Consider the following 24,886-nt stretch of genomic DNA (forward strand, 5'->3'; position numbering starts at 1 on the left):
ACCTCTTTCTAAGATCAGCGACTGATCTTCAACCCCTTGCGCCCCGCATGCCGCTCCAGCGCCAGCTCGATCAACCGGCTCACCAACTCGCTGTAGCTCATCCCAGCCGCCTGCCATAGCTTGGGGTACATGCTGATACGGGTAAAACCGGGCAGCGAGTTGATTTCATTGATCAATACTTCGCCGTCATCGGTGAGGAACACATCGACCCGCGCCAGGCCTGCACACCCCAGCACCCCGAACGCCTCAAGGGCCAGGCTGCGAATCCGCTCGCTGGCCGCGTGGCTGATAGCCGCCGGCACCACCACTCGCGCCGCCTGATCGTCGATGTATTTGCTGTCGTAGGAGTAAAAGCCATTGCTCACGACGATCTCGCCGCAACCGCTGGCGATGGGGTTGTCGTTACCCAGCACCGCGCATTCGATTTCGCGGCCCCGGACGGCTGATTCCACCAGCACTTTTTCGTCGAAACCCAACGCCAGTTCAACCGCGGCATGGTACTCGGCCTCACTGGCGATTTTGCTCACACCGACCGACGAGCCTTGATTGGCCGGTTTGACGAACATCGGCAGGCCGAGCTTATTCACGGCGGCCTCAAAAGAGGTGCGCGCGGCGTTGCGGCGGGTCAGGGTGATAAACGGGGTCACGGCAATGCCGGCGTCGCGCAGCAGGCGTTTGCTGACGTCCTTGTCCATGCACACGGCCGAGCCGAGTACGTCGGAGCCGACAAAAGGCAAGTCCGCCATGCGCAGCAGGCCTTGCAGGCAGCCGTCTTCGCCGAGGGTGCCGTGGACGATGGGGAAGATCACATCAATGTGTTCCAGCACGCCCTGGCCCGCGGTTTCCACCACTTGCTGGCTGGCCTTGCCGGGCACCACCGCCAGTTCGCGGTTGGATTGGTTGAGGGCAATGAGCGCCGGGTTTTCGCTGTTGAGCAGGAAGTTCGAGGTGTCGTTGAGGTGCCAGTGGCCGGCCTTGTCGATACCGATCAGCACCGGCTCGAAGCGCGAACGGTCCAGCGCATCGACGATATTGCGCGCCGATTGCAACGAGACTTCGTGTTCGGCCGAACGGCCCCCAAAAATAATCCCTACCCGCACCTTGCTCATGACCCAGCCTCACTGTTGAACGTAAGGCTTCTTACCACGGGCCGTCAGCGATTCGCCACCAGATGCGCGCCGAACAGCATGTAACAGCCGCCGGCAAAGCGGTCGAGCCACTTGCGCGAACGGCTGTAAAGGTTCGCCATGCGCTGGCTGGAAAACACCAGGGCCACGCTGGAATACCAACTGAACGACAAGGTGGCCATGGTGATCACCGCCAGCGTGAGCAACATCGGCGAGGGCGACGGCGGCATGGTGGACGCGAAGATAGTAGCGACGAACAGAGCTGCCTTGGGGTTCGACAGGTTGCCCAGCAAACCCAGACGCCAGGCAGAGCACAGCGAACGCTTGGGCTCATCCGGCAACAGGCGCTGGCCCATGGCTGGCGCGGAACGCTTGAACAGCTTCAGCCCCAGGTAGATCAGGTAACAACCGCCTATGACCTTGAACGCCAGGTACAACATGGGCGCCGCGGTAAACAGCGACTTGATCCCCAGCCCACCCGCCAGCCCCCACATGATCGTGCCAGTGGCTACACCCGCCGACGCCACCACGCCATGACGGCGCGAACAGCTCGCGGCCAGTTGCGCGGTATTGAAGAAGTTGGGGCCGGGCGTGACCACCGCCACGGTCCATAGCAGGGCCAGCGAGACCAGCGGGGCCACGTAAGCAGGGTTGAGAAAATCCATGGCGTTCAGCTCCATCAGCGCGATGCACGAGCCAGGATCATAGGCCTCGCCCCACGCCCGCACAATCGTACAAGACCCCGGCAGACAAGGACCCGCAGACTGGGTTAACGTGTTTCCACCTCTTTTTTATGACAAGTCACCATGGGCAACCTGACCCACACTCTCGACTGGCTGCACCGTGCCCCGCACGCCAGCGGCCTGGACCGTATCGAGGCGTACTTTGCCGGCTTCGCCTTCGACCCGCATCGCCACGACACCTACGCCATCGGGCGTACGTTGTTCGGCGTGCAGAGTTTTCACTATCGTGGCGGCATGACCCACAGCCTGCCGGGCACGACCATGGTGATTCATCCCGATGAGATTCACGACGGCCGCGCAGGCAGCGACGAGGGTTTCATGTACCGGATGATTTACGTAGAACCGGCGTTGATCCAGCAGATCCTCGGCGGCAAGCCACTGCCGTTTATCCCTGGCGGCTTGACCACCGACCCGAGGCTGTTCCGTGCCAGCGAAGTGCTGCTGCAAAGCCTGGATTGCCCGATCGACCCGTTGCAGGAACAGGACGCCCTGTTCGACCTGGCCCAGGCCCTCGACAATGCCTCGGGAGCCATTGTCAGCCGCAAAACCTTCGATTACCTGGCAGCTGAACGCGCTCGGGAATTTATCCACAGCGCCCTGGGCCGCAGCATCACCCTGGATGAAATGGCTGGCCACGCCGGCCGTGACCGTTGGGCCTTGTCGCGGGATTTTCGTGTGCTGTTCGGCACCAGCCCCTACCGCTACCTGACCATGCGCCGGCTGGACCTGGTGCGCAGTCTGTTGACCCAGGGTCAGTCATTGGTGGATGCGGCAATGACCGCCGGTTTCACCGACCAGAGCCACATGACCCGGCAATTTCGCAGCACCTACGGCATGCCGCCGTCGCGCTGGGTGAAAATGCTCGGGCGCTGACATCCTGTCGCCGTACTCACCGCCGCACTCCAGCGTACCTTGCCCACATTCGTTCGCCGGTAGGCCCAGGCCTCTGGGGCGCACCGCTGCCCGCACCAAAACGGCACATCCGCACTGCGCACTGGAAGCAGCTGCTATCAGGTATGCTTTTCAGGCATGAAACATAAAGAAACAATTTCCCAAGCCTCGTTCGATAAGGAGTCCCGTCTTGGAGTTATCGACTGCCGCGTGGATGGTTCACGACACCCGCCTGATGCTCTGCGTACTGCTGGCCATCGCCAGCATCATCGTGCTGATCAGCGCGACCAAGCTGCCCCCTTTTCTGTCGATTCTGATCGGCACCTTTGTCGCCGGTGTCGGCGCCGGCCTGCCGCCGGAAGAAGTCGCCAAGGCTTTCAGCAAAGGCGCCGGGGCGATCCTGGGTGAAGCCGGAATCATCATCGCCCTGGGCGCGATGCTCGGCGCGCTGATGGCCGAGTCCGGCGCGGCGGATCGCATCGCCACTACCCTGCTGGGGTTGGGCAAAGGCAAGTCATTGCCGTGGGTGATGGCGTTGGTGGCAATGGTGATCGGCTTGCCGTTGTTCTTCGAAGTGGGCCTGGTGATGATGGTGCCGATCATCTTTGTGATGGCCAAGCGTTCGAACCAGCCGCTGCTGAAAATCGCCATTCCGGCACTGGCGGGTATGACCACGCTGCACGCCTTGATGCCGCCGCACCCTGGGCCGCTGATTGCGGTGGGCGCATTGCACGCAGACCTGGGCCTGACCATGTTGCTGGGCTTTTGCCTGGCGGTGCCGGCGGTGATTCTCGCGGGCCCGATCTACGGCAACTGGTTGTCCAGGCGCCTGCACGTGGATGAGCCGACGGACATCGGCGCGCTGTTCAGTGCCCCGCCTAAAGCTGCGCGCCAACCGAGCTTCGGCGTGTCGTTGCTGATCATTCTGTTGCCGGTGATCTTGATGCTCGGCAGTACCTTGGCCAAAGTCGCGCTGCCGGCGCAAAGCAGCGTCGGCCTGACGTTGAAGTTCCTCGGTGAACCGCTGATCGCCCTCGGCCTGGCGGTGATCGCCGCCGTTGTCTGCCTGGGCTGGGCCGCTGGCATGCCGCGCGCGGACGTCGGCAACACGCTGCGCAAAGCCCTTGCGCCCATCGCCGTGCTGTTGCTGACTATCGGCGCCGGCGGCGGCCTCAAGCAAACCCTGCTTGACGCCGGTGTGAGCCAGACCATCAGCAAGGTCGCCGAAGGTGCGCACATGCCCTATTTGTTACTCGCCTGGTTGATCGCCGTGGCGTTGCGCCAGGCCACCGGTTCGGCCACCGTCGCGACCACCACCACGGCCGGTATCCTCGCGCCGATGATGGCCGGTCTGGCGGCGACGCAAAGCTCACTGGTGGCCCTGGCGATTGGCGCCGGCTCGGTGTTCTTCTGCCACGTCAACGACGCCGGGTTCTGGATGGTGCGTGAATACTTTGGCTTGCAGTTAAAGCAGACGATCTGGGTGTGGTCGGTGTTGCAAACCATCGTGTCGGTGGTCGGGCTGGTGGGGACGTTGGTGCTTTGGCACTTCCTGACCTGAGTACGCTTAGGCCGCCAAGGCGTGGCGCTTGCCAAACAACGCCACACTGCCCACCCCAACCGCGCCCATCACCACGCAGTACCCTACGCAAATCCATGGGCTGGTGGGCATCAGCGCGATCAGCATCAGCGGTGTGGTGCTGGCCCACAGCGCGTAGGCGATGTTGTAGGTGAAGGAAATGCCCGACACCCGCACCTGCGCGGGGAATAAACCGACCATCACCGAGGGCACCGCGCCCACCACGCCGCAACTCAAGCCTGCTACGGCGTACGCCGCGCCCAGCCACACTCCGCCGCTGATCAGGCTGGCATACAGGAGAAAAATCCCCAGCGGCAGCAGCAGGCTGTACACCAACACCGCGCGCCAGGCGCCGATGCGGTCCACCAGCAGGCCGGCGAGCACGCAGCCGATATTCAGGAACACGATGCCCAGGGCGCTCAGGGCGAAGGTGTGGCCAGGGCTCATGCCGAAGGTTTTTTGCATCATGGTCGGGGTGATGACGACGAGGACGACCACTGCGGAGGTAAGCACGCAGGTGAGGATCATCGCCGGTAGCAGCACAGCGCGGTGGTCGCGCAATACGGTGCGCAGCGGGAGTTCAGCCGCCGCCTGGCGGCGCGCCTGCATTTCGAGGAACACCGGGGTTTCGCTGAGCCAGCGGCGCAGCCATACGCCGATCACGCCGAACACACCGCCGAGCAGGAAAGGGAAACGCCAGGCGTAGTCGAGGATTTCGGCAGGGGTGAAGACTTGCGCCAGCAGCGTCGCGGTCAAGGCGCCAAGCAGATAGCCGAAAGTCAGGCCGGCCTGCAGGAAACCCAGGGCATAGCCTCGGTGATGACGCGGGGCGTGCTCGGCCACGAATGTCCAGGCGCTGGGCACTTCGCCGCCCACCGCGGCGCCTTGCAGCACGCGCAGCACCAGCAGGATCAACGGTGCGAAATAACCGATTTGCGCGTAGGTCGGCATGATCCCGATCAGTAGGCACGGCAGCGCCATCATCAGGATGCTCAGGCTGAATACGCGTTTGCGTCCCAGGTGATCGGCAAAGTGCGCCATCAGGATGCCGCCCAGCGGGCGCGCCAGGTAGCCGGTGACGAAAATGCCGAAGCTCTGCAGCAGGCGCAGCCACTCGGGCATTTCTGGCGGGAAGAACAGTTGGCTGAGGGTCAGCGCGAAAAACACAAAAATAATGAAATCGTAGATTTCCAGGGCGCCGCCCAAAGCGGCCAGGCCCAGGGTTTTGTAGTCGGAGCGGGAAAAACGCTGCGCCTGTGGGACAAAGGTGGCAGTCATGTGCAAGCTCGGTAGACAGACAAAATGGCGTGCAGGTTATGAGCTGAGCCGGGGGATGGCAATCGCTGCAGATATATTTGTTTTCCTCATGGATCGATGAAGATAACTGCATTCCAATATCAATGGGCGTGGAGGAACATGCGCGAAAACTGCCGCCCCATAATAAATACAAGAGGTACGACTCGTGGCCGATGCTATCGAAGAAAGCCGCTATGCCCGATTTGCCCTGCGTTGCTCCAACTTCGCCGAACGCTGGTTCCCTGACTCCTGGGTGTTCGCCGCTCTCGCGGTGATCATTGTCGCGGTGGCGACCCTGAGCATGGGCGCCGCGCCCACCGAGGCCGCCAAGGCGTTCGGCGATGGTTTCTGGAGCCTGATCCCGTTCACCATGCAGATGGCCTTTGTGGTGATCGGCGGTTACGTGGTCGCCAGCTCGCCGCCGGCGGTGAAGCTGATTGACCGCCTGGCGCGCATCCCGAAAAACGGCCGCTCCGCCGTGGCGTGGGTGGCGTTGATCTCCATGCTCGCCTCCCTGCTCAACTGGGGCCTGTCTCTGGTGTTCGGTGGCCTGCTGGTGCGGGCGCTGGCCCGTCGCACGGATTTACGCATGGACTACCGCGCGGCCGGTGCCGCAGCTTATCTGGGCCTCGGCGCGGTATGGGCGCTGGGGTTGTCGTCGTCGGCCGCGCAATTGCAGGCCAACCCGGGCAGCTTGCCGCCATCGATTTTGTCGATCACCGGGGTGATCCCGTTTACCGAGACCATTTTTCTGTGGCAATCGGGCGTGCTGTTGCTGGCGTTGATCGTGGTATCGCTGATCATCGCCTACGCCACCGCGCCCGGCCCGAACAGTGCGCGTGACGCCAAGGCCTGCGGTGTCGACCCGGCCTTCAACTTGCCCAAGCCGCAAGCACCGAGCCGCCCCGGCGAATGGTTGGAACACAGCCCGCTGCTGACTATTTTGCTGGCGCTGCTGGCGGCCGGTTGGCTGTTCCATGAGTTCTCGACCAAGCCGGCGATCAGCGCCATTTCGGGGCTCAACACCTATAACTTCCTGTTCATCATGGTCGGCGCGCTGCTGCACTGGCGCCCGCGCAGCTTCCTCGATGCGGTGGCCCGCGCGGTGCCCACCACCACTGGCGTGCTGATCCAGTTCCCGCTGTACGGCTCGATCGCCGCGCTGATGACCGTGGTCAAGGGCGGCGACGGCCAGACCCTGGCGCACCATATCTCGACCTTTTTCACGTCCATCGCGTCCCACGACACTTACGCGCTGCTGATGGGCGTGTACTCGGCGGTGCTGGGGTTCTTTATCCCCTCGGGCGGCGGCAAGTGGATCATCGAAGCGCCTTACGTGATGCAGGTGGCCAACGAACTGCAATACCACCTGGGTTGGGCGGTGCAGATCTACAACGCCGCCGAAGCGCTGCCGAACCTGATCAACCCGTTCTATATGCTGCCGCTGCTGGGCGTGCTGGGGCTGAAAGCGCGGGACTTGATCGGATTTTCGTTTGTGCAGTTGCTGGTGCACACGCCGTTGGTGCTGTTTTTGTTGTGGGCGCTGGGGACGACGTTGAAGTATTTGCCGCCGGTGATGCCTTGATCAAAGGACAACGCACCTGTTGAAGGTTTCACAGTTCACCTCGGTGCTATCCATCATCGAGCCAGTCTAGCAGCGCTGGCTGCCTGTAGACACAGGCAGCCCATCGCATCCTTGCTACCGCCTTGGTATAGGTGAGACTTTGCATTGATCTTCGAAAAATACACCGATGCTTTTATACAATCGACGCCTGCAAAACTACTTTTCGAGTTGAACGCACAGGTTTGTCCCACTCAACACGATGGCAACCCCTGACTTTTTTCCTCAACGCCTGTGATTAACCTGACGCGGATGATTCCTCACACAACACCAAGGAAATCCGATGACCCCGTTATCCAAGACGCTTGAAGAATTGCTCAGCGCTATTTACCAGGACGATAACGTGTCGTTCGTTGAATACAGAACCCTGCGAGACGATGCAGACCGCCGCATGTCTGCCGTTATCAAAGAGTTTGGCCTGCACAACAATGTCACGGCCTTTCAAAAAGCCATCGACGTTGCGATGCAGCTACTACAGACCAGCGTCATCGACGCAAAGAAAAACCAGCTGACCGACACTGGCGAAGCCATCGTCAAGGATGCCCTCACCGCGCAGGTCGAGTACTTGCGGGCCGGCAGCCAACTGGCACTGCGGTTGCTGTAATCGTCTGTCTCCGTTCCGTCACATTGCATTGCTACCGTCCTGCGAAATATCTTGCAACAACTCGCCAAGGACTCTCCGCAATGAGTGATGAGCACGAAGACCGCCCTTCCTCCGATTCCGCCATCCAACCGGCGGTAGACACCAGCCGTCGACGCTTCCTCGGAGGCGCGGCGGTGCTGGGGGTTGGCGCGACCTTGAGTGCCTGCGGCAATACCAGCGAAACACCGGGCAAACCGGTGGCGCGGCCGCTGACCTCACAAGAACTGGATAAAGCCCTGCACGACCAGGTGAAAACCGTGGTGGTGATCTATGCCGAGAACCGCAGTTTCAATAATTTATTTGCTGACTTCCCAGGCGTTGAGAAACCACTGTCGGCCCTTAAGGCCAACGATTACCAGCAACGCGACCGCAATGGCAGCGTCTTGTCCACCCTGCCCCCGTCCTGGGGCGGCGTACTGCAGGTGGGCCCGCAAACGGTGGACGGGGTCACGTACCCCAGCGAAGTACAATTCCAGGACAACCTGCCCAACGCGCCTTACGCCCTCAAAGGTCCGAATGGTGAAGACCTGCCCTTGAGTCTGGTCACCCGCGACCTGTGGCACGTGTTTTACCAGAACCAAATGCAGATCAACGGCGGCAAGAACGACGGCTTTGTCGCCTGGGCCGATTCCGGCGGCCTGGTGATGGGCCATTACGCCCAGAGCCGTTATGCCCTTCGCCTGTGGGACGTGGCCAAGGAGTTTGTGCTCTGCGATAACTTCTTCCAGGGGGCGTTCGGCGGCTCGTTCCTGAACCATCAATACCTGATCAGCGCCACCGCGCCGGTGTACCCGAATGCCGCGCAATCGGTGGCCAAGGCCCAGATCGCTACGCTGCAAAGCGATGACCCGACCGATACGCGGCTCAAGCCCCTGGACAAATCCCCGGCCAGCGCCATGACCGGCCCACCGCAGTTCGGCCCCAGTGCGCTGACCCCGGACGGTTACGCCGTGAACACCCTGGCCCCGCCCTACTGGCCGACCTGGATTCGCGACCCGGACAATCCGGATTTTGCCAAGCCCGACCTGCCCAACGTACTGGTACCGCAAACCCACGAGCACATCGGCGACAAACTGTCGAAAAAGAATGTGGACTGGGCGTGGTACGCCGGCGCCTGGCAGGCGACGCTGGATCAGTTCAAGGACTCGGGCGGCATCCCGAAAATCCCGAATTTCCAGTATCACCACCAGCCGTTCAATTACTTCAAGCAACAGGGCCCGCACAATCGCGCCGAGCGTGACAAGCGCTTGCGCGACGGCGGCCTGGGCGATGAGTCCAGCACCAACAGGTTCTTCGCCGATGCCCAGGCGGGCAAGCTGCCGGCCGTGACCTTCTACAAGCCCCAGGGCAACTTGAACATGCACGCCGGTTACGCCGACATAGCCTCGGGCGACCGCCATATCGCGCGCGCCCTGAAAGTACTGCAGGAAAGCCCGCAGTGGAAAAACATGGTGGTGGTGGTGACGGTCGACGAAAACGGCGGCTGGTGGGACCACGTGGCGCCGCCCAAGGGCGACCGCTGGGGGCCTGGCACACGGGTTCCGGCGCTGGTGGTGTCGCCGTTCGCGCGCAAAGGCCTGGTGGACCATACGGTGTACGACACGGCGTCTATCCTGCGTTTGATCACCCGAGTATTCGGGCTGGAGACCCTGGATGGCCTCAAGCAGCGCGATGACGCCATGGTTGCACGCGGGCAGAACCCCATGGGCGATTTGAGCAACGCTTTGCAGTTCAGCGTGTAGGACGCTTATCCAATAGCGACATGCCCGACGATTTAGCACGCGGTTTTCCTGGTCAACCGCTACTGTGTGGAAGTGGGCTTTCAACCCGCGCAGACGGGCTTTCGCTGACAAGGAATCAACTATGTTCAAACCGACCAGGCTCTGCCTAGCCGTGGCCGCACTGATAGGCAGTGCGGTCGTACAGGCGGACATCGACGTACCACTGGGCAGCACGCAACGCGTCACTCAGTTGTTCGCTTACCCCAATAACTGCAACGTGATCTGCTATCGGCCCTGGACGCTGGAGCAGACCGCCGAGCACTATCTGAACCAGAGTGTGCAGCGCGACGGCTACAGCCGAGCCAAAGTCAGCGTCAAGGTCCATGACGGGCAGGTAAAGGCCACCTTCAGCGGCGTGCCCGACAGTTATGGCCAGCCCCTGACGAAGCTGCTCGATACGGCCGACCTCGCCTACCAGGGCGCCAGCAAGCTCAACAGCGACGGCAAGTGGGCCTATAACTGGTACCTGTTCCTGCCGCTGGGCATGGCCCTGGAAAATCGCAAAAGCATCGAATTGCTGCACTTTCCGCCGGACTACTCGCTGACCCAGGCCCAGGACTACCTGGAGTCCAAAACCACCGACCGCTGGGCTGACTTGCTCACCACCAACGGCGTGCCTGCCACCGAAACCCCGGCCTACCAGACGATCATCGATATCGCCCCTATCGCTGCGCCCTCCAATGCGGGCAAAGACCTGGAGGGCCTCTACAGCTATTTCACCGACTACCAGACGCGCATGGTCAAGGAACTGAGCCTGGGGCCCACCGGCTCGTTGCCGATGGTCGCGTTCGGCGCGCCGGTGCGCAGCTGGGTCAAGCAACAATACGGGCAAACCGTGGGCGTGCTGGGCCTGGCGCAGATCAGCCCCGAGGACGGCAAAAGCGTTTCGGTATTGGGCGCCAACCATCCCAGCTATATCTGGTATGCGGCCGACCCCGCAACCTATGACGGCAACGAGCAAAAGGCCGACGAGGCTGGTTTGAAGGTGATGGGCCAGGATTTAAGCGCGGCTTGCTGGCAGGCAGGAATGGGTCAGAAGCCGGCGAGCGACCCGAATGTACTGCTCAAGGCCTGCATGAACACCTGGCAAGTCACGCGCAAAGAGCAGACCTGCGAGTTGTTCTACACCTCGGTACGCGACCTGAGCCCGGAGCAGGCGAATGCCAAATGCGCTACGCCAACCATCAAAAACCAGTTGAAACAGCTCAAGAACGCCGCTCCAACCCCCGCAATCACAGCGCCAGCGCTCTAAGCTGCCAAAAAAATGATCGGTTTCTACTGTCATATTTGACAGTAGAAATCGAACCCAACTTCAGCCAGCCTTAACACGCGCCTATCCGCTGCAAGACTGGAACTCAGCTATCACCCGCAGGTCGATGCAGCCTCACCAAGGAGAGTTATGAAAACTCAAGCCATGGATAAGGTTAAAACGGCTGTGGGTGACTGTCTTTACCCCTTCAAGACGCTGCTTATTGAACAAGGCTACCCCTCGAGCGCGCAATTCAGTGTCGTGCCAAGCGTCGCTGACCAAGGCGGCGGAGTCCGGGCTCGCCGAGCCCTGGACGGGCGCATACGCATCGCCAACGTCTCCGGCTATGTCGTGGGCGAACGCCGCCTGCACACGTTGCAGCTATCGCCGCGCATCCACTTGTACGATTGTTGGTTCTGCGGCCTGTTACAGCATTCGTGCAACCCGAATGTGTTTTTCGACACCACGTACCTGGAGCTCTGGACCCTGCAGCCTATCGCCGCCCGCGCCCCGCTGACCCTGGACTACGCCAGCACCGAGGACGTGCTGTTCCGGCAGTTCGCTTGCGATTGCGGCGAGCTGAACTGCCGGGGCTGGATCACCGGCAGCCAGGAACCATTGAACGCCGAAGGGCAGGCATTCATGGCCCAGTGGCGGATGCGCAAACGCCCTTAGGCTTCGCCCAAGGGGCGCAGGCGGTATTGTGGCGGCAGCTGCTCGAAGCCACTGATCGTGGTGTTCAAGCTTTTCCAGCGACCGTCCTTGATCCCGTAGATGCATCCATGGATCGACAGGCTCTGCCCACGGTGCCAGGCGTTTTGCACAATGCTGGTATGACCGACGTTGGCCACTTGCTGAATCACGTTCAGCTCGCACATGCGGTCTACGCGCTCTTCTTCGGTTGGCAGTTGGGCCAGCACGTCGCGGTTTTCGTAGTAGAGGTCGCGGATGGTACGCAGCCAGCCGTCGATCAGGCCGAACTGGCGGTCCTGCATCGAGGCACGCACGCCGCCGCAGCCGTAGTGGCCGGTGACGAGGATGTGTTTGACCTTGAGTACATCGACCGCGTACTGGATCACCGACAGGCAGTTGAGGTCGGTATGCAGTACCACGTTGGCCACGTTGCGGTGCACAAACAGATCACCGGGCAGCATGCCGACGATCTCGTTGGCCGGCACACGGGCATCGGAACAACCGATCCACAGGTATTCCGGGGTTTGCTGGCGGGCGAGCTTGGCGAAGAATTCGGGATCTTCCTGTTTGATCGCATCCGCCCAGCGTTCGTTGTTATCAAGCAGGTCTTGTAATTCGTTCATCAGGGAAAGCCTCAGGAATGATGCGCAGGTGTGTGACTGACGAGCCTTCGTCCGGGTCACGCCGAGCGCCAATTAGCTTGAATCTTTGGGTAGCTGTGCCTGTCCACACACTATAAGCACCACAGTATGAGGATTGGCCATGACTGAATCACGACGTCCCTACGGCGCTACGCAACCCGAACCGATTGATGACAACGAAGACCGCATGGGTGAAGTGCGCGAGCTGGATTTTGACGAACAAGACCAGACAGCAGAGATCGGCGACGAACTGCCAGGCCGCGAACGCGACCTGTTAATGCCCGACGAACGGGTGCGCGAAGCCGGGCTGACCGGGGCCTCGGTGGATGATCATGAGTCGACTGATGACGACATGAGCCCGGAAACGCTGATCCAGGAAGACGGTGCGCGGGATGCGCGCGAGGAAGGTGAAGCCGGCGCCGCCGACTACGACTTGAGCGTTGTCGGTGAAGATGACATCGGCGGTGGAAACGGATTGGACGAGGCCGAGCTGGCCGATCTGGACCCGCTCAACGCCAAGCGCTGATTGAAATGTGTGAAAGGGGGCTTGCTCCCGATAGCGGGAGCAAGCCCCCTTTCACAGGGTTCGTGTGCTTAATCGACCAGGGTGCAAGCCATCACGACGGCGTCTTCACGCCCACCCACGGCGGGGTAGTAATCGCGCCGACGGCCGACCTCGTTGAAACCGTAACGCTCGTAGAGGCGAAACGCGCCGGTATTGCTGTCACGCACTTCCAGGAAGCACTCCCGGGCGTTCGCCGCGTAGGCGCGGGACATCAAGTGTTCCAGCAACGCCAGGCCCAGGTCACGGCCCTGGTTTTCCGGCTTGACGGTGATATTCAGCAAATGCGCTTCATCGAGGATGATCTGCACCACGCCATGACCCACCTGCTGCTCACCTTCGAACATCAGCCAGATCTGGTATTTGCCCAAGCCGTCCAGAAAGATGCCGCGTGTCCACGGATGGCTGAACGCGGCGTATTCGATTTTCAGCACGGCGTCGAGGTCGGCCTCGGTCATCGGGCGGAAGGATAAAGCCTCACTCATCGGTTGTTTTCCAGCGCGCCATCAGCCGGCGCATGGCTTGCCAGACATCAGCCTTACGCTGTGGCTCTTCCATTAATAATTCCAGGCCCGGCAGGGCCCACACCGAACCCAGGCCTTCTACCTGCAGTTCGCGGTACCAGGCTTCGGCATTGGCTTCGCCGGCAAAGCGCACGGCGGGCAGGCCGATCAGCCACAGGCACACACAGGGTTCGTCTTCCAGGCGCGCCGAAACAAAGCCTTGTACAAAATCCCGCGCCGCTTCGGGGCCCTGGTCCATGGTGCCGCGCGCCAGCAGCGGCCAGCGCACCGGGTCACCGACGATTTGCGGGCTGTCGGGCAGGCCGGCGGCGCGCAGCATGTCTTTGAGCAGCATGTAGGCGGGGTCGCGGGTCTGGAAGCGCTCGCCGGTGGGCAGCTCCACCAACAGCAGGCAACGCCCGGCCCGCAGCAATTGCAGGGCAAAACGCGGCGGCGGTACCACCGGCGCCTTGGCCACCGGGGCCGCCACTTCGGCGATCGCCGGCTTGGCCATCGGCGCCGGACGCGGCACCTCGACCCTGGCCCGTTCAACCGACGGACGCACCTGCGGCTCCGGCTTGACCAGCGCCACCGGCGCCGCCGCCTCCTCGCCCGAGACCGCGAACGCCTCATAGGGCTCAAGCGCCTGCAACAGCTCGGGCCGCGACGGCGCGGCAAACGGCAGTTCGGTGCGGGGTAGCCAGTTGACCACCTGCATGGCGGTCAAGTAGGCGCGACGTCGGGACTCGATAAGCACAGCTCGGCCACTTGTGGATAAGTAAAGAGCGGGGATTCTACCGCTGTTCGGTAACAATCGCCCACTGCGCACTGACCGGCTGTGGATAAATCCCGCGCCTGATGCAGTACAATCGCGACTTTTAATCGCCAACCAGCCGGCCATTCCCATGATCGAACCCAAGCGCGTCCTGCGCGCCCTCGCCGAACACTGGGCCTTACTTGAGCCACTGTGCGAACACTTCGACCAAGGCACCCTGAGCCTCGGCGAGCTGCGCGCGCAACTGGCCGCCCAACAACTGGACAGCACGCCCCAGGACATCACCAGCCTGCTGGACGTGTGGATCCGCCTGGATATCCTGGTACCCGTCGCCAAAAGCCCGAACCGTTTCGAGCTCAACGCGCAGATCCACGATTTTCTGGCGTACCTGCGCAAGGAGCACCGGCTTGGCCTGTGCCTGGAGATCGAAGCCTACCTGCGCCACCTCGAACGCCTGGCCGGTTATATCCAGGACGCCTTTGATATCCGCGACGGCCACGACCTGGCGCGCCAACTGCGCCTGTTGGATATGCGCGTGCGCGACGTACTGAAAAAACTCGCCAACGACGAGCAGGCTCTCGCCGCCGTGGCCGACCGCGCCAAGACCAGCGACCGCCAGATCCCGTTGCGCCAGCGCTACGCCGAAGTCCTGGCGACCTGGGACGAATACGTCGAACCGATGATTCAACTGGTGAACGCCGACGGCGCCTTCGAGCAAGGCGTGCGCAAGGTGGAAAACGTGCTGCTGCGCCTGCTCACCGAGCAACAGCGCCTCGGCCACCTGGTGGACGACGACATGCTGCTGCGCACCCATGCGCGCATCCTCGAAATGCAGACCAGCGCCCAGTTGACCTTGCGCCATGCGCGCGAGCTGTTGTTGCCGCTGCGTGAAGAAGCGCGCCGGCACAACGCCGTGACCCGGGGCGCGGCGCTGGCCCTGTCGGCCATCCGCCGTAAAGGCCTGGACGCGGTGCCGCAAGCGGCGATGCCGATGTTTACCCGGCCGCAAAGCACCTTCCTCGGCAGCGCCAGCCAGGTCGAAGCCTATGTGTATGCGCTGGCCAATTTCGAGCCGAAGCCGGCGCGCTTTCCCAAGGCGCACAAATCCCACAAGGGCGAAGCCCAGCGCGCGCCGCGTACGGTCAAGGAAATGCTTGAGCGTTGCGAAGACGCGTTGCCGATGCCAGACCTGATGACCTGGCTGCTGGAGCAGGAACCGGACGGCGCCACCGACGAATTGCTGTACTGGTTCTCGCGTCTCTCGCGGGAAAAACGCTTCAAGCGCGAACGCCTGGAACGCCGCGACTACCACACACACGAGCACCAGGTCAGCCTGCGCTCATTCGCCCTGCTCCCGGCCACGCCTGACGCCGCCGAGCACTCTGCGAGTACACCTCATGCATCTTGATTTATCCGAACTGTCCCAGTTGGCGCCGATTTTTCGCGAGCTGTTCAAGGGTTACCACGTCAGCCGCCGCGACCCGGAGCTGTACGCGCAACTGTCGAACTTCCAGGACCAATACCGCACGTTGTTCAAGGCCCTGGGCTTCGAGCTGGTCTGCGATACCCGTGGTTTCTATTACTTCGTGCCGGACACCGCCGTGGCCGCTGCGCAAGTGAACAAGACCGCCCAGCGCCTGGCACTCTTCACCTTCATCATCGTCGAGCACCTGGCCGACCAGGGCCGTGACCCGATCGCCGTGCTCGACGGTGGCAGCCTGGGCCGTGATGAACTGCCGTCCCTGCTGGAAAAGTACCGCGACCTGTTTATCCAGGCCGAAGTGCAGACCCAGGAAGAACTCGAAGAGAAAATCATGCGCCGCATGACCCAACTGGGTTTTGCCAGCGAAGACAACGGCATCTATCGCTTTCTGCCGCCGATGCACCGCTTCCTCGACGTGTGCCTGTCGGTGCAGCAGGACCGCGACCTGGCTGCCAGCGTGCACAGCGTGTTGCCGTTGCCGGCGCCTGTGATCATCGACGAAGACAGCGATGAAAAACTGCTGAAGACCGATGACCCGCTCGACTTGAGCGACTTTGCAGAAGAAAGCGAAGAAGACGCCCTGGCCCGCGCCATTGCCGAAGAACAGGAGACCGATGCATGAGCAAGGAACGCTACGGCATCCGCCGCTTCGCCCTATTGAACACGGCCGGTTACAGCCTGGGCTTGTTCCCGCTGGAAGAACCGTTGTCAGTGTATGGCGCCAACAACCTGGGTAAATCGGCGTCGATCAACGCCTTGCAGTTCCCGATCCTGGCGCGCATGTCGGACATGAGTTTCGGCAAGTACACCCTGGAACAATCACGGCGCTTCTACTTTGCCACCGACACCAGCTACATCCTGGTGGAAGTTTCCCTGCCCCACGGCCCGCATGTGATCGGCGTGGTCGGGCGCGGCCCGGGCGGCGGTTTCGGTCATCAGTTTTTCGCCTACGCGGGCAAGCTCGACCTGGCCCACTACCAGAAGAACGACACTTGCCTGCGTCAGAAAGAGCTGTTCACCAACCTTGAGCGCGAGGGCCTGAAAGCCTACGAACTCAAGCCCGATGAGCTACGCCGCTTGCTGGTGGGCGGCCACACGTCGATCCCGCTGGACCTGACGCTGATCCCGCTGCGCTCCACCAGTGAGCAGAGCCTGAAGACCTTCCGCGCGCTGTTCATCAACTTGCTGCACATGCGCGAAATCACGGCGGCCAAGCTCAAGCAATTGTTCCTGGATGCGTTCGAACACAGCCTGCGCTCCGGCAGCGTGGACTACATCGCCGCGTGTGAAGAAGCCTTCCGCGATGTGCGACGCATGGAACAGGACTACAACTCTCTGGTCGCCGCCGGACCGTTGGTAGAAGCGCTGGCCAATGGCGTGAAGCAGCGCGACATCCTGCGCGGCAAACTGCATCGCCTGTCGCCGCTGCTGGATTCGCTGCTGGGGACCTGGTCGGACTACGCCAGTGCGCGCAAGGAAGAGCTGACCATCCAGGCCGAGCACTACCGTAACGAGCAGGACGCGCTGCAGAACGACCAGCGCGGCGGTACCCAGGAGCTGATGCGCCTGGAGCGCGAGATCAGCGGTATCCAGCGTTGGCTGGGCGAATTGTCGGTGCTCAAACATCGCTTTGCGCTGGTCGATGACGTGAAGGTGCTGGAGCAACAATTGCTGGCGGCCAAGGATGCCCACGATGAGCTGGCGGGCGCTTTGGCGCAGTCGCGGCAGTTCAGCGCCGAGGATCTGGATGAGCGCCTGCGCGATCTGGAAAAACGCTTGAAGTCGGTCAGGCAGCAGCTCGATCACGCGGACAACAACAGCTACGCCAAGCTGCGCGAAGAATTCTCGCAGCAGGATGTCGAGCGCCTGATGCGTCTATTCAACAGCTCGTTGTTCAGCCTGCCGTTGGGCGAGCATGGCATCACGCTGGATGAGGACGGCCAGTGGGTCAAATCCCTGGAGCAGATCCTGGATGGCTTCAAGGGCGAGCGTTTTGAAGTCCCGGGGTTGTCTATCGACATTTCGCACATCGAGCCGCCTGCGTTGCAGGCCCTGGCGGACCGTGCGGCCTTGCGTGATCAGAAAGAGCGCCTGGAAAAAGAACTCAAACAGCTGAAAACCCAGCAAGCGGTCGCCTCTGACCGTGCTGCCAGCAAGACCCAGACTGAAGCGCTGTATCAGCAAGTGCTGGACGCGCAAAAAGCCTTGGAAGATTTCCGCCGCGCGCAAACCTTGAGCGCCGAAGAAGGCGAGAAGCTGGAAAACCTGGCGCAGATGGAAGCGGCCCAGGATGAGTTGAAGCGCTCCAGCGATGCCTTTACCGAACGCGTCCAGCAATTGTCGGCCAAGCTGCAACTGGTCGGCCGCCAGATCGGTGATATGGAAGCCAAGCAACGGACGCTGGATGACGCCTTGCGCCGTCGCCAGCTACTGCCGGCGGACCTGCCGTTCGGCACGCCATTCATGGACCCGGTCGACGATTCCATGGACAACCTGCTGCCGCTGCTCAACGACTACCAGGACAGCTGGCAAGGCTTGCTGCGCGCCGATGGCCAGATCGAGGCGCTGTACGCTCAGGTACGCCTCAAGGGCGTGGCCAAGTTCGACAGCGAGGATGACGTTGAGCGTCGCCTGCAACTGCTGATCAACGCCTATGCGCATCGTACCGACGAGGCGCTGACGCTGGGCAAGGCTCGCCGTGCGGCGGTCACCGATATCGCGCGTACCTTGCGCAATATCCGTAGTGACTACGACAGCCTGGAACACCAGTTGGCGTTGTTCAACCGCGAGATCAACAAACGCCAGGTGTCCAACCTGCAGAGCTTTCGCATCGTACTGGCGCCAAACAAGGAAGCCCTCAAGCATATCGACCAGATCATCCACAGTGCCGGTCAGTATGAAGAAGGCGAAACTTTGTCGGTATTCGACCTCAGCCAGAGCGCAGAACAGGACAACAAGAACGAAGAGGCCAAGGAGTACCTGGCTCGTCTGGTAGCGGCCAACCATAACCAGTTGGGCCTCAAGGACCTGTTCGAGTTGGCATTCGAGATCACCAAGGTGCATGGCCAGCCGGTGATTCACACCGACATCGATGGCGCGGCGTCCAACGGTACGACCATGACCATCAAGGCGCTGACCAACATGTACTTGTTGCTGCACTTGATGGACCGCGACCAAGCCGGTCGCGTGCGTTTGCCGTACTACCTCGACGAAGCGGCAGACATCGACGAGAAGAACCAGGCGGCACTGCTGGAAACCAGCCTGCAACTGGGCTTCGTGCCGATTCTGGCGAGTGTGAAGCCGCAGGTATCGGCGCAGGTGGCGATCGACCTGGAAGGCGGCAGCGGACCGAACGGGATCTACATCGATGAGGCGGACTGGAAGTACATCCGTCGTCACGATGTGGTGAAGGCAACGATGAATGTGCAGGCGGATGAGCCGGAGCTGGATGAGGTCTGACGTGTTGCGCTGAAATGCAAAAAGGCCGCGATCTTATGGATCGCGGCCTTTTTTTGGGCTGGGGTTTTGCGGTGTCTTTGAAGGCCCTATCGGGAGCAAGCGCCCTCCCACATTTTGCATGCACTCATACATCGAATGTGGGAGGGGGCCCGATAGCCGCGCCTCGGTCTATTTGCCTAGTGGAATCTTGGGCGCCCAGGTCAGCCATTCATCCTCAAACTTGTCGAACAGCGGGAACGTTTGCTGCGGCCGTGCAGCATTGCCCATGCGCTCACCGTCTGGGGTGGCGAACGCGATGCCGCCGGCAACCAGGGTTTCCAGGGACTCCGTGCGTACAGTCGCGCCCTTGAACAGACCAAAGTCGAGGCCAAAACCACTCGTGTTCCAGAAGCGACTGCCGCTGCGCACCAAGGGTGCGTACTTGGGCTCGATCAGGATGTGGACCAGGACGCGATCGGCGGTCTGGCCCAACTCGTACCCGGTGACCTTGCCGACGGTAACTTCGCGGTAGGTGACCGGTACGCCTTCCTTCAACGAGCCGCGGCGCGCGGCGCTGAGGGTGAGGCTCAGGCCCGCCTCCTGGTGAACGGCTTCAGGCGGCTGGTCCAACGCGACGAAACTCTTTTGCGGGCCGGCGTTTTTCGCGGCTGGCTGTACTTCGATGTACTGGCCGGTGACCAGGGTTTCCAGGTTGGAGGTTTTCATCAGGCCCAGTTCAGGCTTGACCACCCAGAACTGAGTACCGACGCGCGCAATCCGGTCAGCCACTTGGGTGATACGGGCGCTGAGCAATACCGACTGCATGTCGGCACTGAGGTCGACGCTTTCGATCTTACCCACATCCAGGCCTTTGAAGCGTACGGGCGTGCCGGGACGCATGCCGTCGGCGCGGTCGACCTTGATGGTTACGAGGGTGCCGTGTTGATTGGCGGCCTCGCGATCAGCGAACAGGCGGAAGCGTGGGATGCGTTTTTTCAGGGGTACGTTCGGTTCCGGAGTTTCGAAGGCAATACCGCCAGCCATCAAGCTGGCCAGGGATTCACTCTTGACCTGGATGCCGCCGGTAAGTCCACCGGTCAGGGTGACGCCGCTGGCATTCCAGAAACGCGTCGAACCGTTGACCAGGTTTTCGTACTCCTTTTCGATGTGAACACCGATCACCAGTTGCTTGTTCTTGCGCGAGAACTGGTAGCTCTGCACCGAACCGACTTTGACTTGCTTGTAGAGAATCGGGCTGCCGACATCCAGGGAGCCCAGGTTGTCGGTGAACAGCACCAGATGCAGGCCGGGGGAACGCAGGTCCAATGGTGGCGCTTTGGCGCGGGCAACGTATTCACGCTGCGGGGCACTGCCCTTGTCGCCAGGACGGACGGCGATGTAGTTACCTTTCACCAAAGCTTCCAGCCCGGTGATGCCGGCCAGGGAGATGGACGGCTTGACCACCCAGAATTGGGTGTCCTGCACCAGGTAATCTTCGGCCAGCGGGTCGAGGGTCAGCTCGGCGTTGGCGCTGGACAGGTCGGGGTCGATCTTCAAGGTTTTCAGGCTACCGACCTGAATGCCTTTGTACATCACCGGCGTGCGCCCGGCTTGCAGACCTTCGAAGTCGGTGAGCTTGACCTTGACCCTGATACCAGCGGCTGCGGCGTCGAAGTCTTCGTATAGGCGGAAGGGCAGGCTTGGGTCGGTCGGCGGGCTGTCCTTGCGGTTTTCCGGCGTAGCGAAGGCGATACCGCCGGCGACAATGCTGGAAAGCGACTCGCTGCGCACCTTCACACCAGAGAGATTGGCGTCGATGCTGATACCACTGGCGTTCCAGAAACGCGTGTGTTTGCGCACCAGGCTGGCATAGGTCGGCTCGATGTAGACCTTGATCTCAACGGTGCTCTGGTCCTCGGACAGCAGGTAGCTTTTGACCTGGCCGACCTGGATCTGCTTGTAGAACACCGGGCTGCCACGATTCAACGAACCAAGACGGTCAGCCTTGATGGTCAGGTGCAGACCGGGCTTGGCGTCAGACAGCGGAGGCTCCTCGGAGAGCGCCTTGAACTTGCGTGTGGGCTCTCCATCGCCAGGGCTGGCGGCGATGTAGTTACCCGATACCAGTGTTTCCAGGCCGGTGATACCCGCGAGGCTGACACTGGGCTTGACCAGCCAGAAGCGCGTGTTGGTCTTAAGATATTGATCGACGTCCTTGTTCATCTCGATGGTGGCGATCACGCCGCGATTGTTCCCTTCATCGTCCAGGGCCAGCGCCTTGACCTTGCCCACGGGCATGCCTTTGTAGACCACTTCGGTCTTATTGACCTGGATTCCTTCGCCGCTTTCGAAGCGCACCTGGATCTCAATACCTTGTTGGGAATAGGCGCGCCATCCCAGCCAGCCGCCAATGATCAGGGCAATCAGGGGCAATACCCAAATGGCCGACCAGTTGGAGGCTGGGCGGGTTTTAGCTTTAGGTAGATCACTCATGGTCGTCGTCCGACTCCGTGTTGTCCCAAATCAGTCGGGGATCAAAAGTTACAGCGGCAAGCATCGTCAAGATCACCACACTGGCGAACGCCGCAGCGCCGAGGTTGGCCTCGATACTGGCAAGTCGTCCAAAGTTAACGACCGCCACCAGGATGGCGATCACGAAGATATCCAACATGGACCAGCGCCCAATGAATTCGATAAAACGGTACATCACAATACGTTGTTGCGCGGAGAGCGGTTGGTGACGCTGCACCGAGAACAGTAGCAGACCAATGCCCACCAGCTTGAATGTGGGCACCAGGATACTGGCGATAAATACCACGGCGGCGATGGGATACATCCCATGCTGCACCAATTCGATTACGCCAGCCATGATCGTACTGGGAGAGCCTTGGCCCAGCGTGTTGATCGTCATGATCGGTAATAAGTTAGCGGGTATATACAAAATCGCCGCAGTGATCAGCAAGGCCCAGGTACGTGCAAGGCTGTTGGGACGACGAGCATGGATCAGTGCACCGCAACGCGTGCAGGTTTGCTCATCGCAATCCTCTTCTTGCCTGTTCAACTCGTGGCACTCGGTACAAATCAGAATGCCTGCATCAATCGCCCGCATGATCATCGCCCCCTGACAGCGCTTGCCAGATCTGGTGCGGCGACATCACCACCTCAAGCAGAACCTGAACCATTAATAAGCTGACGAAGCAGACCAGACCAAGACCGATCGTGATGGAGGCCATGTCGGCTAGCTTGACGATCGCCACCAGGACGCCCATCAGATAGACCTCCAACATTCCCCAATCCTTCATATGGTGATAGATGCGGTACAACAACAGCCCATAGCTGCGGCCGATCTTCCAACGAATACTGAGCAGCACGGCCAATTGGCAGAGCAACTTGAGTAAGGGAATGCCCATGCTGCACATGAACACCACGGCGGCTACACCTTGCATACCGGTGTCGAACAGGTCGACTACACCGCTCCATACCGTGTCCTCTGAGGATTGCCCGAGTAGATTGAGCTGCATGATGGGTAGAAAGTTCGCAGGGATGTACAACAGCAACGCAGCGAGCACCAAGGCGAGGCTTCGCTCAATGACGTTGTGGCGGTGAGCGTACAGCTCGTAACCGCAACGCGGGCATTGGGCTTTTTCACCGAGGGCAAGTACGGGTTTGCGCATCAGCAAGTCGCACTCATGGCATGCCACCAGATCGTCCAGTGGTAAATCCGACACCCCGAGGGCATCAACCGGATCGGGCATAGATAGGGCTCTGACTCTAAAAAGGTTAGGTGCCTATTCTAGTGGTCTGGTTCAGAAATAACTGTGCAAATTTGTCGGTCACTCGCTGGAGAATTTCGTCTGGCTTTTCGAGCGCCCAAAACAAAACCCCATCTGCTTTCGCAAATGGGGTTTCGGAATTTAATCTTGACGATGACCTACTCTCACATGGGGAAACCCCACACTACCATCGGCGATGCATCGTTTCACTACTGAGTTCGGGATGGGATCAGGTGGTTCCAATGCTCTATGGTCGTCAAGAAATTCGGGTACTGACTCGTGACCAAATGGCCTCGCTTCAGCAAATTGGGTATGTGACAGCAGTCGGTGTTTTGTGAGTTACAAACTTTCGGTTCGTTTCGTCTTCACACACCGCAATCTGATGCTCTTTCGAGTAGTCAAATTGCTTGGGTGTTATATGGTCAAGCCTCACGGGCAATTAGTATTGGTTAGCTCAACGCCTCACAGCGCTTACACACCCAACCTATCAACGTCGTAGTCTTCGACGGCCCTTCAGGGAACTCAAGGTTCCAGTGAGATCTCATCTTGAGGCTAGTTTCCCGCTTAGATGCTTTCAGCGGTTATCTATTCCGAACATAGCTACCCGGCAATGCCACTGGCGTGACAACCGGAACACCAGAGGTTCGTCCACTCCGGTCCTCTCGTACTAGGAGCAGCCCCTCTCAAATCTCAAACGTCCACGGCAGATAGGGACCGAACTGTCTCACGACGTTCTAAACCCAGCTCGCGTACCACTTTAAATGGCGAACAGCCATACCCTTGGGACCGGCTTCAGCCCCAGGATGTGATGAGCCGACATCGAGGTGCCAAACACCGCCGTCGATATGAACTCTTGGGCGGTATCAGCCTGTTATCCCCGGAGTACCTTTTATCCGTTGAGCGATGGCCCTTCCATACAGAACCACCGGATCACTAAGACCTACTTTCGTACCTGCTCGACGTGTCTGTCTCGCAGTCAAGCGCGCTTTTGCCTTTATACTCTACGACCGATTTCCGACCGGTCTGAGCGCACCTTCGTACTCCTCCGTTACTCTTTAGGAGGAGACCGCCCCAGTCAAACTACCCACCATACACTGTCCTCGATCCGGATAACGGACCTGAGTTAGAACCTCAAAGTTGCCAGGGTGGTATTTCAAGGTTGGCTCCACGCAGACTGGCGTCCACGCTTCAAAGCCTCCCACCTATCCTACACAAGCAAATTCAAAGTCCAGTGCAAAGCTATAGTAAAGGTTCACGGGGTCTTTCCGTCTAGCCGCGGATACACTGCATCTTCACAGCGATTTCAATTTCACTGAGTCTCGGGTGGAGACAGCGCCGCCATCGTTACGCCATTCGTGCAGGTCGGAACTTACCCGACAAGGAATTTCGCTACCTTAGGACCGTTATAGTTACGGCCGCCGTTTACCGGGGCTTCGATCAAGAGCTTCGCGTTAGCTAACCCCATCAATTAACCTTCCGGCACCGGGCAGGCGTCACACCCTATACGTCCACTTTCGTGTTTGCAGAGTGCTGTGTTTTTAATAAACAGTCGCAGCGGCCTGGTATCTTCGACCGGCATGGGCTTACGGAGCAAGTCCTTCACCCTCACCGGCGCACCTTCTCCCGAAGTTACGGTGCCATTTTGCCTAGTTCCTTCACCCGAGTTCTCTCAAGCGCCTTGGTATTCTCTACCCAACCACCTGTGTCGGTTTGGGGTACGGTTCCTGGTTACCTGAAGCTTAGAAGCTTTTCTTGGAAGCATGGCATCAACCACTTCGCTAACTGAAAGTTAGCTCGTCATCAGCTCTCGGCCTTAGAATCCCGGATTTACCTAAGATTCCAGCCTACCACCTTAAACTTGGACAACCAACGCCAAGCTGGCCTAGCCTTCTCCGTCCCTCCATCGCAATAACCAGAAGTACAGGAATATTAACCTGTTTTCCATCGACTACGCTTTTCAGCCTCGCCTTAGGGACCGACTAACCCTGCGTCGATTAACGTTGCGCAGGAAACCTTGGTCTTTCGGCGTGGGTGTTTTTCACACCCATTGTCGTTACTCATGTCAGCATTCGCACTTCTGATACCTCC

Annotated in this window: 20 protein-coding genes and 2 rRNA genes (1 of these 22 only partly in view); 11 read left to right on the top strand and 11 right to left on the bottom strand. The window is 60.4% G+C overall.

All coding sequences use genetic code 11. The features are described from left to right. Nucleotides 1-14 precede the first annotated feature (14 nt). Together ddlA and AB4O23_RS00705 are read right to left on the bottom strand one after the other, a co-directional pair. On the bottom strand, nt 15-1,109 hold the full coding sequence (ddlA, locus tag AB4O23_RS00700) for a D-alanine--D-alanine ligase (protein WP_017529946.1): 1,095 nt from the start codon (nt 1,107-1,109) through the stop codon (nt 15-17). Nucleotides 1,110-1,153: 44 nt separating this feature from the next. Then, nucleotides 1,154-1,792: a LysE family transporter gene (locus AB4O23_RS00705; RefSeq protein WP_065877348.1), complete on the bottom strand. Its 639-nt coding sequence runs from the start codon at nt 1,790-1,792 to the stop codon at nt 1,154-1,156. A 141-nt stretch (nt 1,793-1,933) separates the two neighbouring features. Between AB4O23_RS00705 and AB4O23_RS00710 the strand changes: the two genes are divergently transcribed. Both AB4O23_RS00710 and AB4O23_RS00715 read left to right on the top strand, forming a co-directional pair. Continuing rightward, the gene (locus AB4O23_RS00710) at nt 1,934-2,743 is read left to right on the top strand and encodes an AraC family transcriptional regulator (protein ID WP_135196356.1); all 810 of its coding nucleotides are present in this window, start codon (nt 1,934-1,936) and stop codon (nt 2,741-2,743) included. 208 nt (nt 2,744-2,951) lie between these two features. After that, on the top strand, nt 2,952-4,322 hold the full coding sequence (locus tag AB4O23_RS00715) for a GntT/GntP/DsdX family permease (RefSeq protein WP_017529949.1): 1,371 nt from the start codon (nt 2,952-2,954) through the stop codon (nt 4,320-4,322). A 6-nt stretch (nt 4,323-4,328) separates the two neighbouring features. On the opposite strand, the gene AB4O23_RS00720 is transcribed toward AB4O23_RS00715, so the two are convergent. Continuing rightward, complete coding sequence (locus tag AB4O23_RS00720) at nt 4,329-5,618, bottom strand: MFS transporter (RefSeq protein ID WP_017529950.1); 1,290 nt, start codon at nt 5,616-5,618, stop codon at nt 4,329-4,331. 184 nt (nt 5,619-5,802) lie between these two features. Here AB4O23_RS00720 and AB4O23_RS00725 point away from each other — a divergent pair, with 184 nt between their 5' ends. The 5 genes from AB4O23_RS00725 to AB4O23_RS00745 all read left to right on the top strand — a co-directional run bounded on the left by AB4O23_RS00725 (nt 5,803) and on the right by AB4O23_RS00745 (nt 11,605). Next, nucleotides 5,803-7,221, top strand: a complete 1,419-nt coding sequence (locus AB4O23_RS00725) for a short-chain fatty acid transporter (RefSeq protein ID WP_065877350.1) — start codon at nt 5,803-5,805, stop codon at nt 7,219-7,221. 319 nt (nt 7,222-7,540) lie between these two features. Continuing rightward, nucleotides 7,541-7,861: a hypothetical protein gene (locus AB4O23_RS00730; RefSeq protein ID WP_017529952.1), complete on the top strand. Its 321-nt coding sequence runs from the start codon at nt 7,541-7,543 to the stop codon at nt 7,859-7,861. Nucleotides 7,862-7,941: 80 nt separating this feature from the next. Continuing rightward, nucleotides 7,942-9,642: an acid phosphatase gene (gene acpA / locus AB4O23_RS00735; RefSeq protein WP_460070251.1), complete on the top strand. Its 1,701-nt coding sequence runs from the start codon at nt 7,942-7,944 to the stop codon at nt 9,640-9,642. Nucleotides 9,643-9,763: 121 nt separating this feature from the next. After that, on the top strand, nt 9,764-10,933 hold the full coding sequence (locus tag AB4O23_RS00740) for a hypothetical protein (protein ID WP_017529954.1): 1,170 nt from the start codon (nt 9,764-9,766) through the stop codon (nt 10,931-10,933). A 147-nt stretch (nt 10,934-11,080) separates the two neighbouring features. Further along, a complete protein-coding gene (locus AB4O23_RS00745; protein WP_017529955.1) occupies nt 11,081-11,605 on the top strand; it encodes a hypothetical protein in 525 nt (174 codons plus the stop codon). Here the strand turns inward: AB4O23_RS00745 and can are convergent. Continuing rightward, nucleotides 11,602-12,246 (bottom strand): carbonate dehydratase, encoded by a 645-nt coding sequence (gene can, locus AB4O23_RS00750; protein ID WP_003188288.1) that lies wholly within the window; start codon nt 12,244-12,246, stop codon nt 11,602-11,604. The two genes, AB4O23_RS00745 and can, sit on opposite strands and share 4 nt — an antisense overlap. 139 nt (nt 12,247-12,385) lie before the next feature. On the opposite strand from can, the gene AB4O23_RS00755 reads away from it, so the two are divergent. Continuing rightward, nucleotides 12,386-12,790, top strand: a complete 405-nt coding sequence (locus tag AB4O23_RS00755) for a hypothetical protein (RefSeq protein WP_017529956.1) — start codon at nt 12,386-12,388, stop codon at nt 12,788-12,790. 68 nt (nt 12,791-12,858) lie between these two features. Here the strand turns inward: AB4O23_RS00755 and rimI are convergent, their stop codons facing one another. Together rimI and AB4O23_RS00765 are read right to left on the bottom strand one after the other, a co-directional pair. Beyond that, nucleotides 12,859-13,311 carry a ribosomal protein S18-alanine N-acetyltransferase gene (gene rimI, locus AB4O23_RS00760; protein ID WP_460070249.1) on the bottom strand — a complete coding sequence of 151 codons (453 nt, stop codon included), beginning with the start codon at nt 13,309-13,311 and terminating at the stop codon, nt 12,859-12,861. After that, nucleotides 13,304-14,047 carry an energy transducer TonB gene (locus AB4O23_RS00765; protein WP_065877353.1) on the bottom strand — a complete coding sequence of 248 codons (744 nt, stop codon included), beginning with the start codon at nt 14,045-14,047 and terminating at the stop codon, nt 13,304-13,306. The genes rimI and AB4O23_RS00765 overlap by 8 nt, the downstream gene beginning before the upstream one ends. Before the next feature lie 187 nt (nt 14,048-14,234). On the opposite strand from AB4O23_RS00765, the gene mksB reads away from it, so the two are divergent. From mksB to mksF, 3 genes are read left to right on the top strand one after another with little or no spacing between them, the layout of a single operon-like run. Beyond that, complete coding sequence (gene mksB, locus AB4O23_RS00770; RefSeq protein ID WP_017529959.1) at nt 14,235-15,512, top strand: Mks condensin complex protein MksB; 1,278 nt, start codon at nt 14,235-14,237, stop codon at nt 15,510-15,512. Continuing rightward, nucleotides 15,502-16,209: an Mks condensin complex protein MksE gene (gene mksE / locus AB4O23_RS00775; protein ID WP_017529960.1), complete on the top strand. Its 708-nt coding sequence runs from the start codon at nt 15,502-15,504 to the stop codon at nt 16,207-16,209. Before mksB ends, mksE begins: the two co-directional genes overlap by 11 nt. Then, a complete protein-coding gene (gene mksF / locus AB4O23_RS00780; RefSeq protein WP_017529961.1) occupies nt 16,206-19,046 on the top strand; it encodes an Mks condensin complex protein MksF in 2,841 nt (946 codons plus the stop codon). The genes mksE and mksF overlap by 4 nt, the downstream gene beginning before the upstream one ends. A gap of 168 nt (nt 19,047-19,214) precedes the next feature. On the opposite strand, the gene AB4O23_RS00785 is transcribed toward mksF, so the two are convergent. The 5 genes from AB4O23_RS00785 to AB4O23_RS00805 all read right to left on the bottom strand — a co-directional run. Beyond that, a complete protein-coding gene (locus AB4O23_RS00785; protein WP_065877355.1) occupies nt 19,215-21,518 on the bottom strand; it encodes a PqiB family protein in 2,304 nt (767 codons plus the stop codon). Beyond that, complete coding sequence (locus AB4O23_RS00790) at nt 21,511-22,134, bottom strand: paraquat-inducible protein A (RefSeq protein ID WP_017529963.1); 624 nt, start codon at nt 22,132-22,134, stop codon at nt 21,511-21,513. The genes AB4O23_RS00785 and AB4O23_RS00790 overlap by 8 nt, the downstream gene beginning before the upstream one ends. Then, on the bottom strand, nt 22,121-22,780 hold the full coding sequence (locus AB4O23_RS00795; RefSeq protein WP_460070247.1) for a paraquat-inducible protein A: 660 nt from the start codon (nt 22,778-22,780) through the stop codon (nt 22,121-22,123). Before AB4O23_RS00795 ends, AB4O23_RS00790 begins: the two co-directional genes overlap by 14 nt. A gap of 163 nt (nt 22,781-22,943) precedes the next feature. Continuing rightward, a 5S ribosomal RNA gene (gene rrf / locus AB4O23_RS00800) occupies nt 22,944-23,059 on the bottom strand. 157 nt (nt 23,060-23,216) lie between these two features. After that, a 23S ribosomal RNA gene (locus AB4O23_RS00805) occupies nt 23,217-24,886 on the bottom strand; it runs 1,222 nt beyond the window's last position.

Source organism: Pseudomonas sp. H2_A10, from assembly GCF_054680085.1.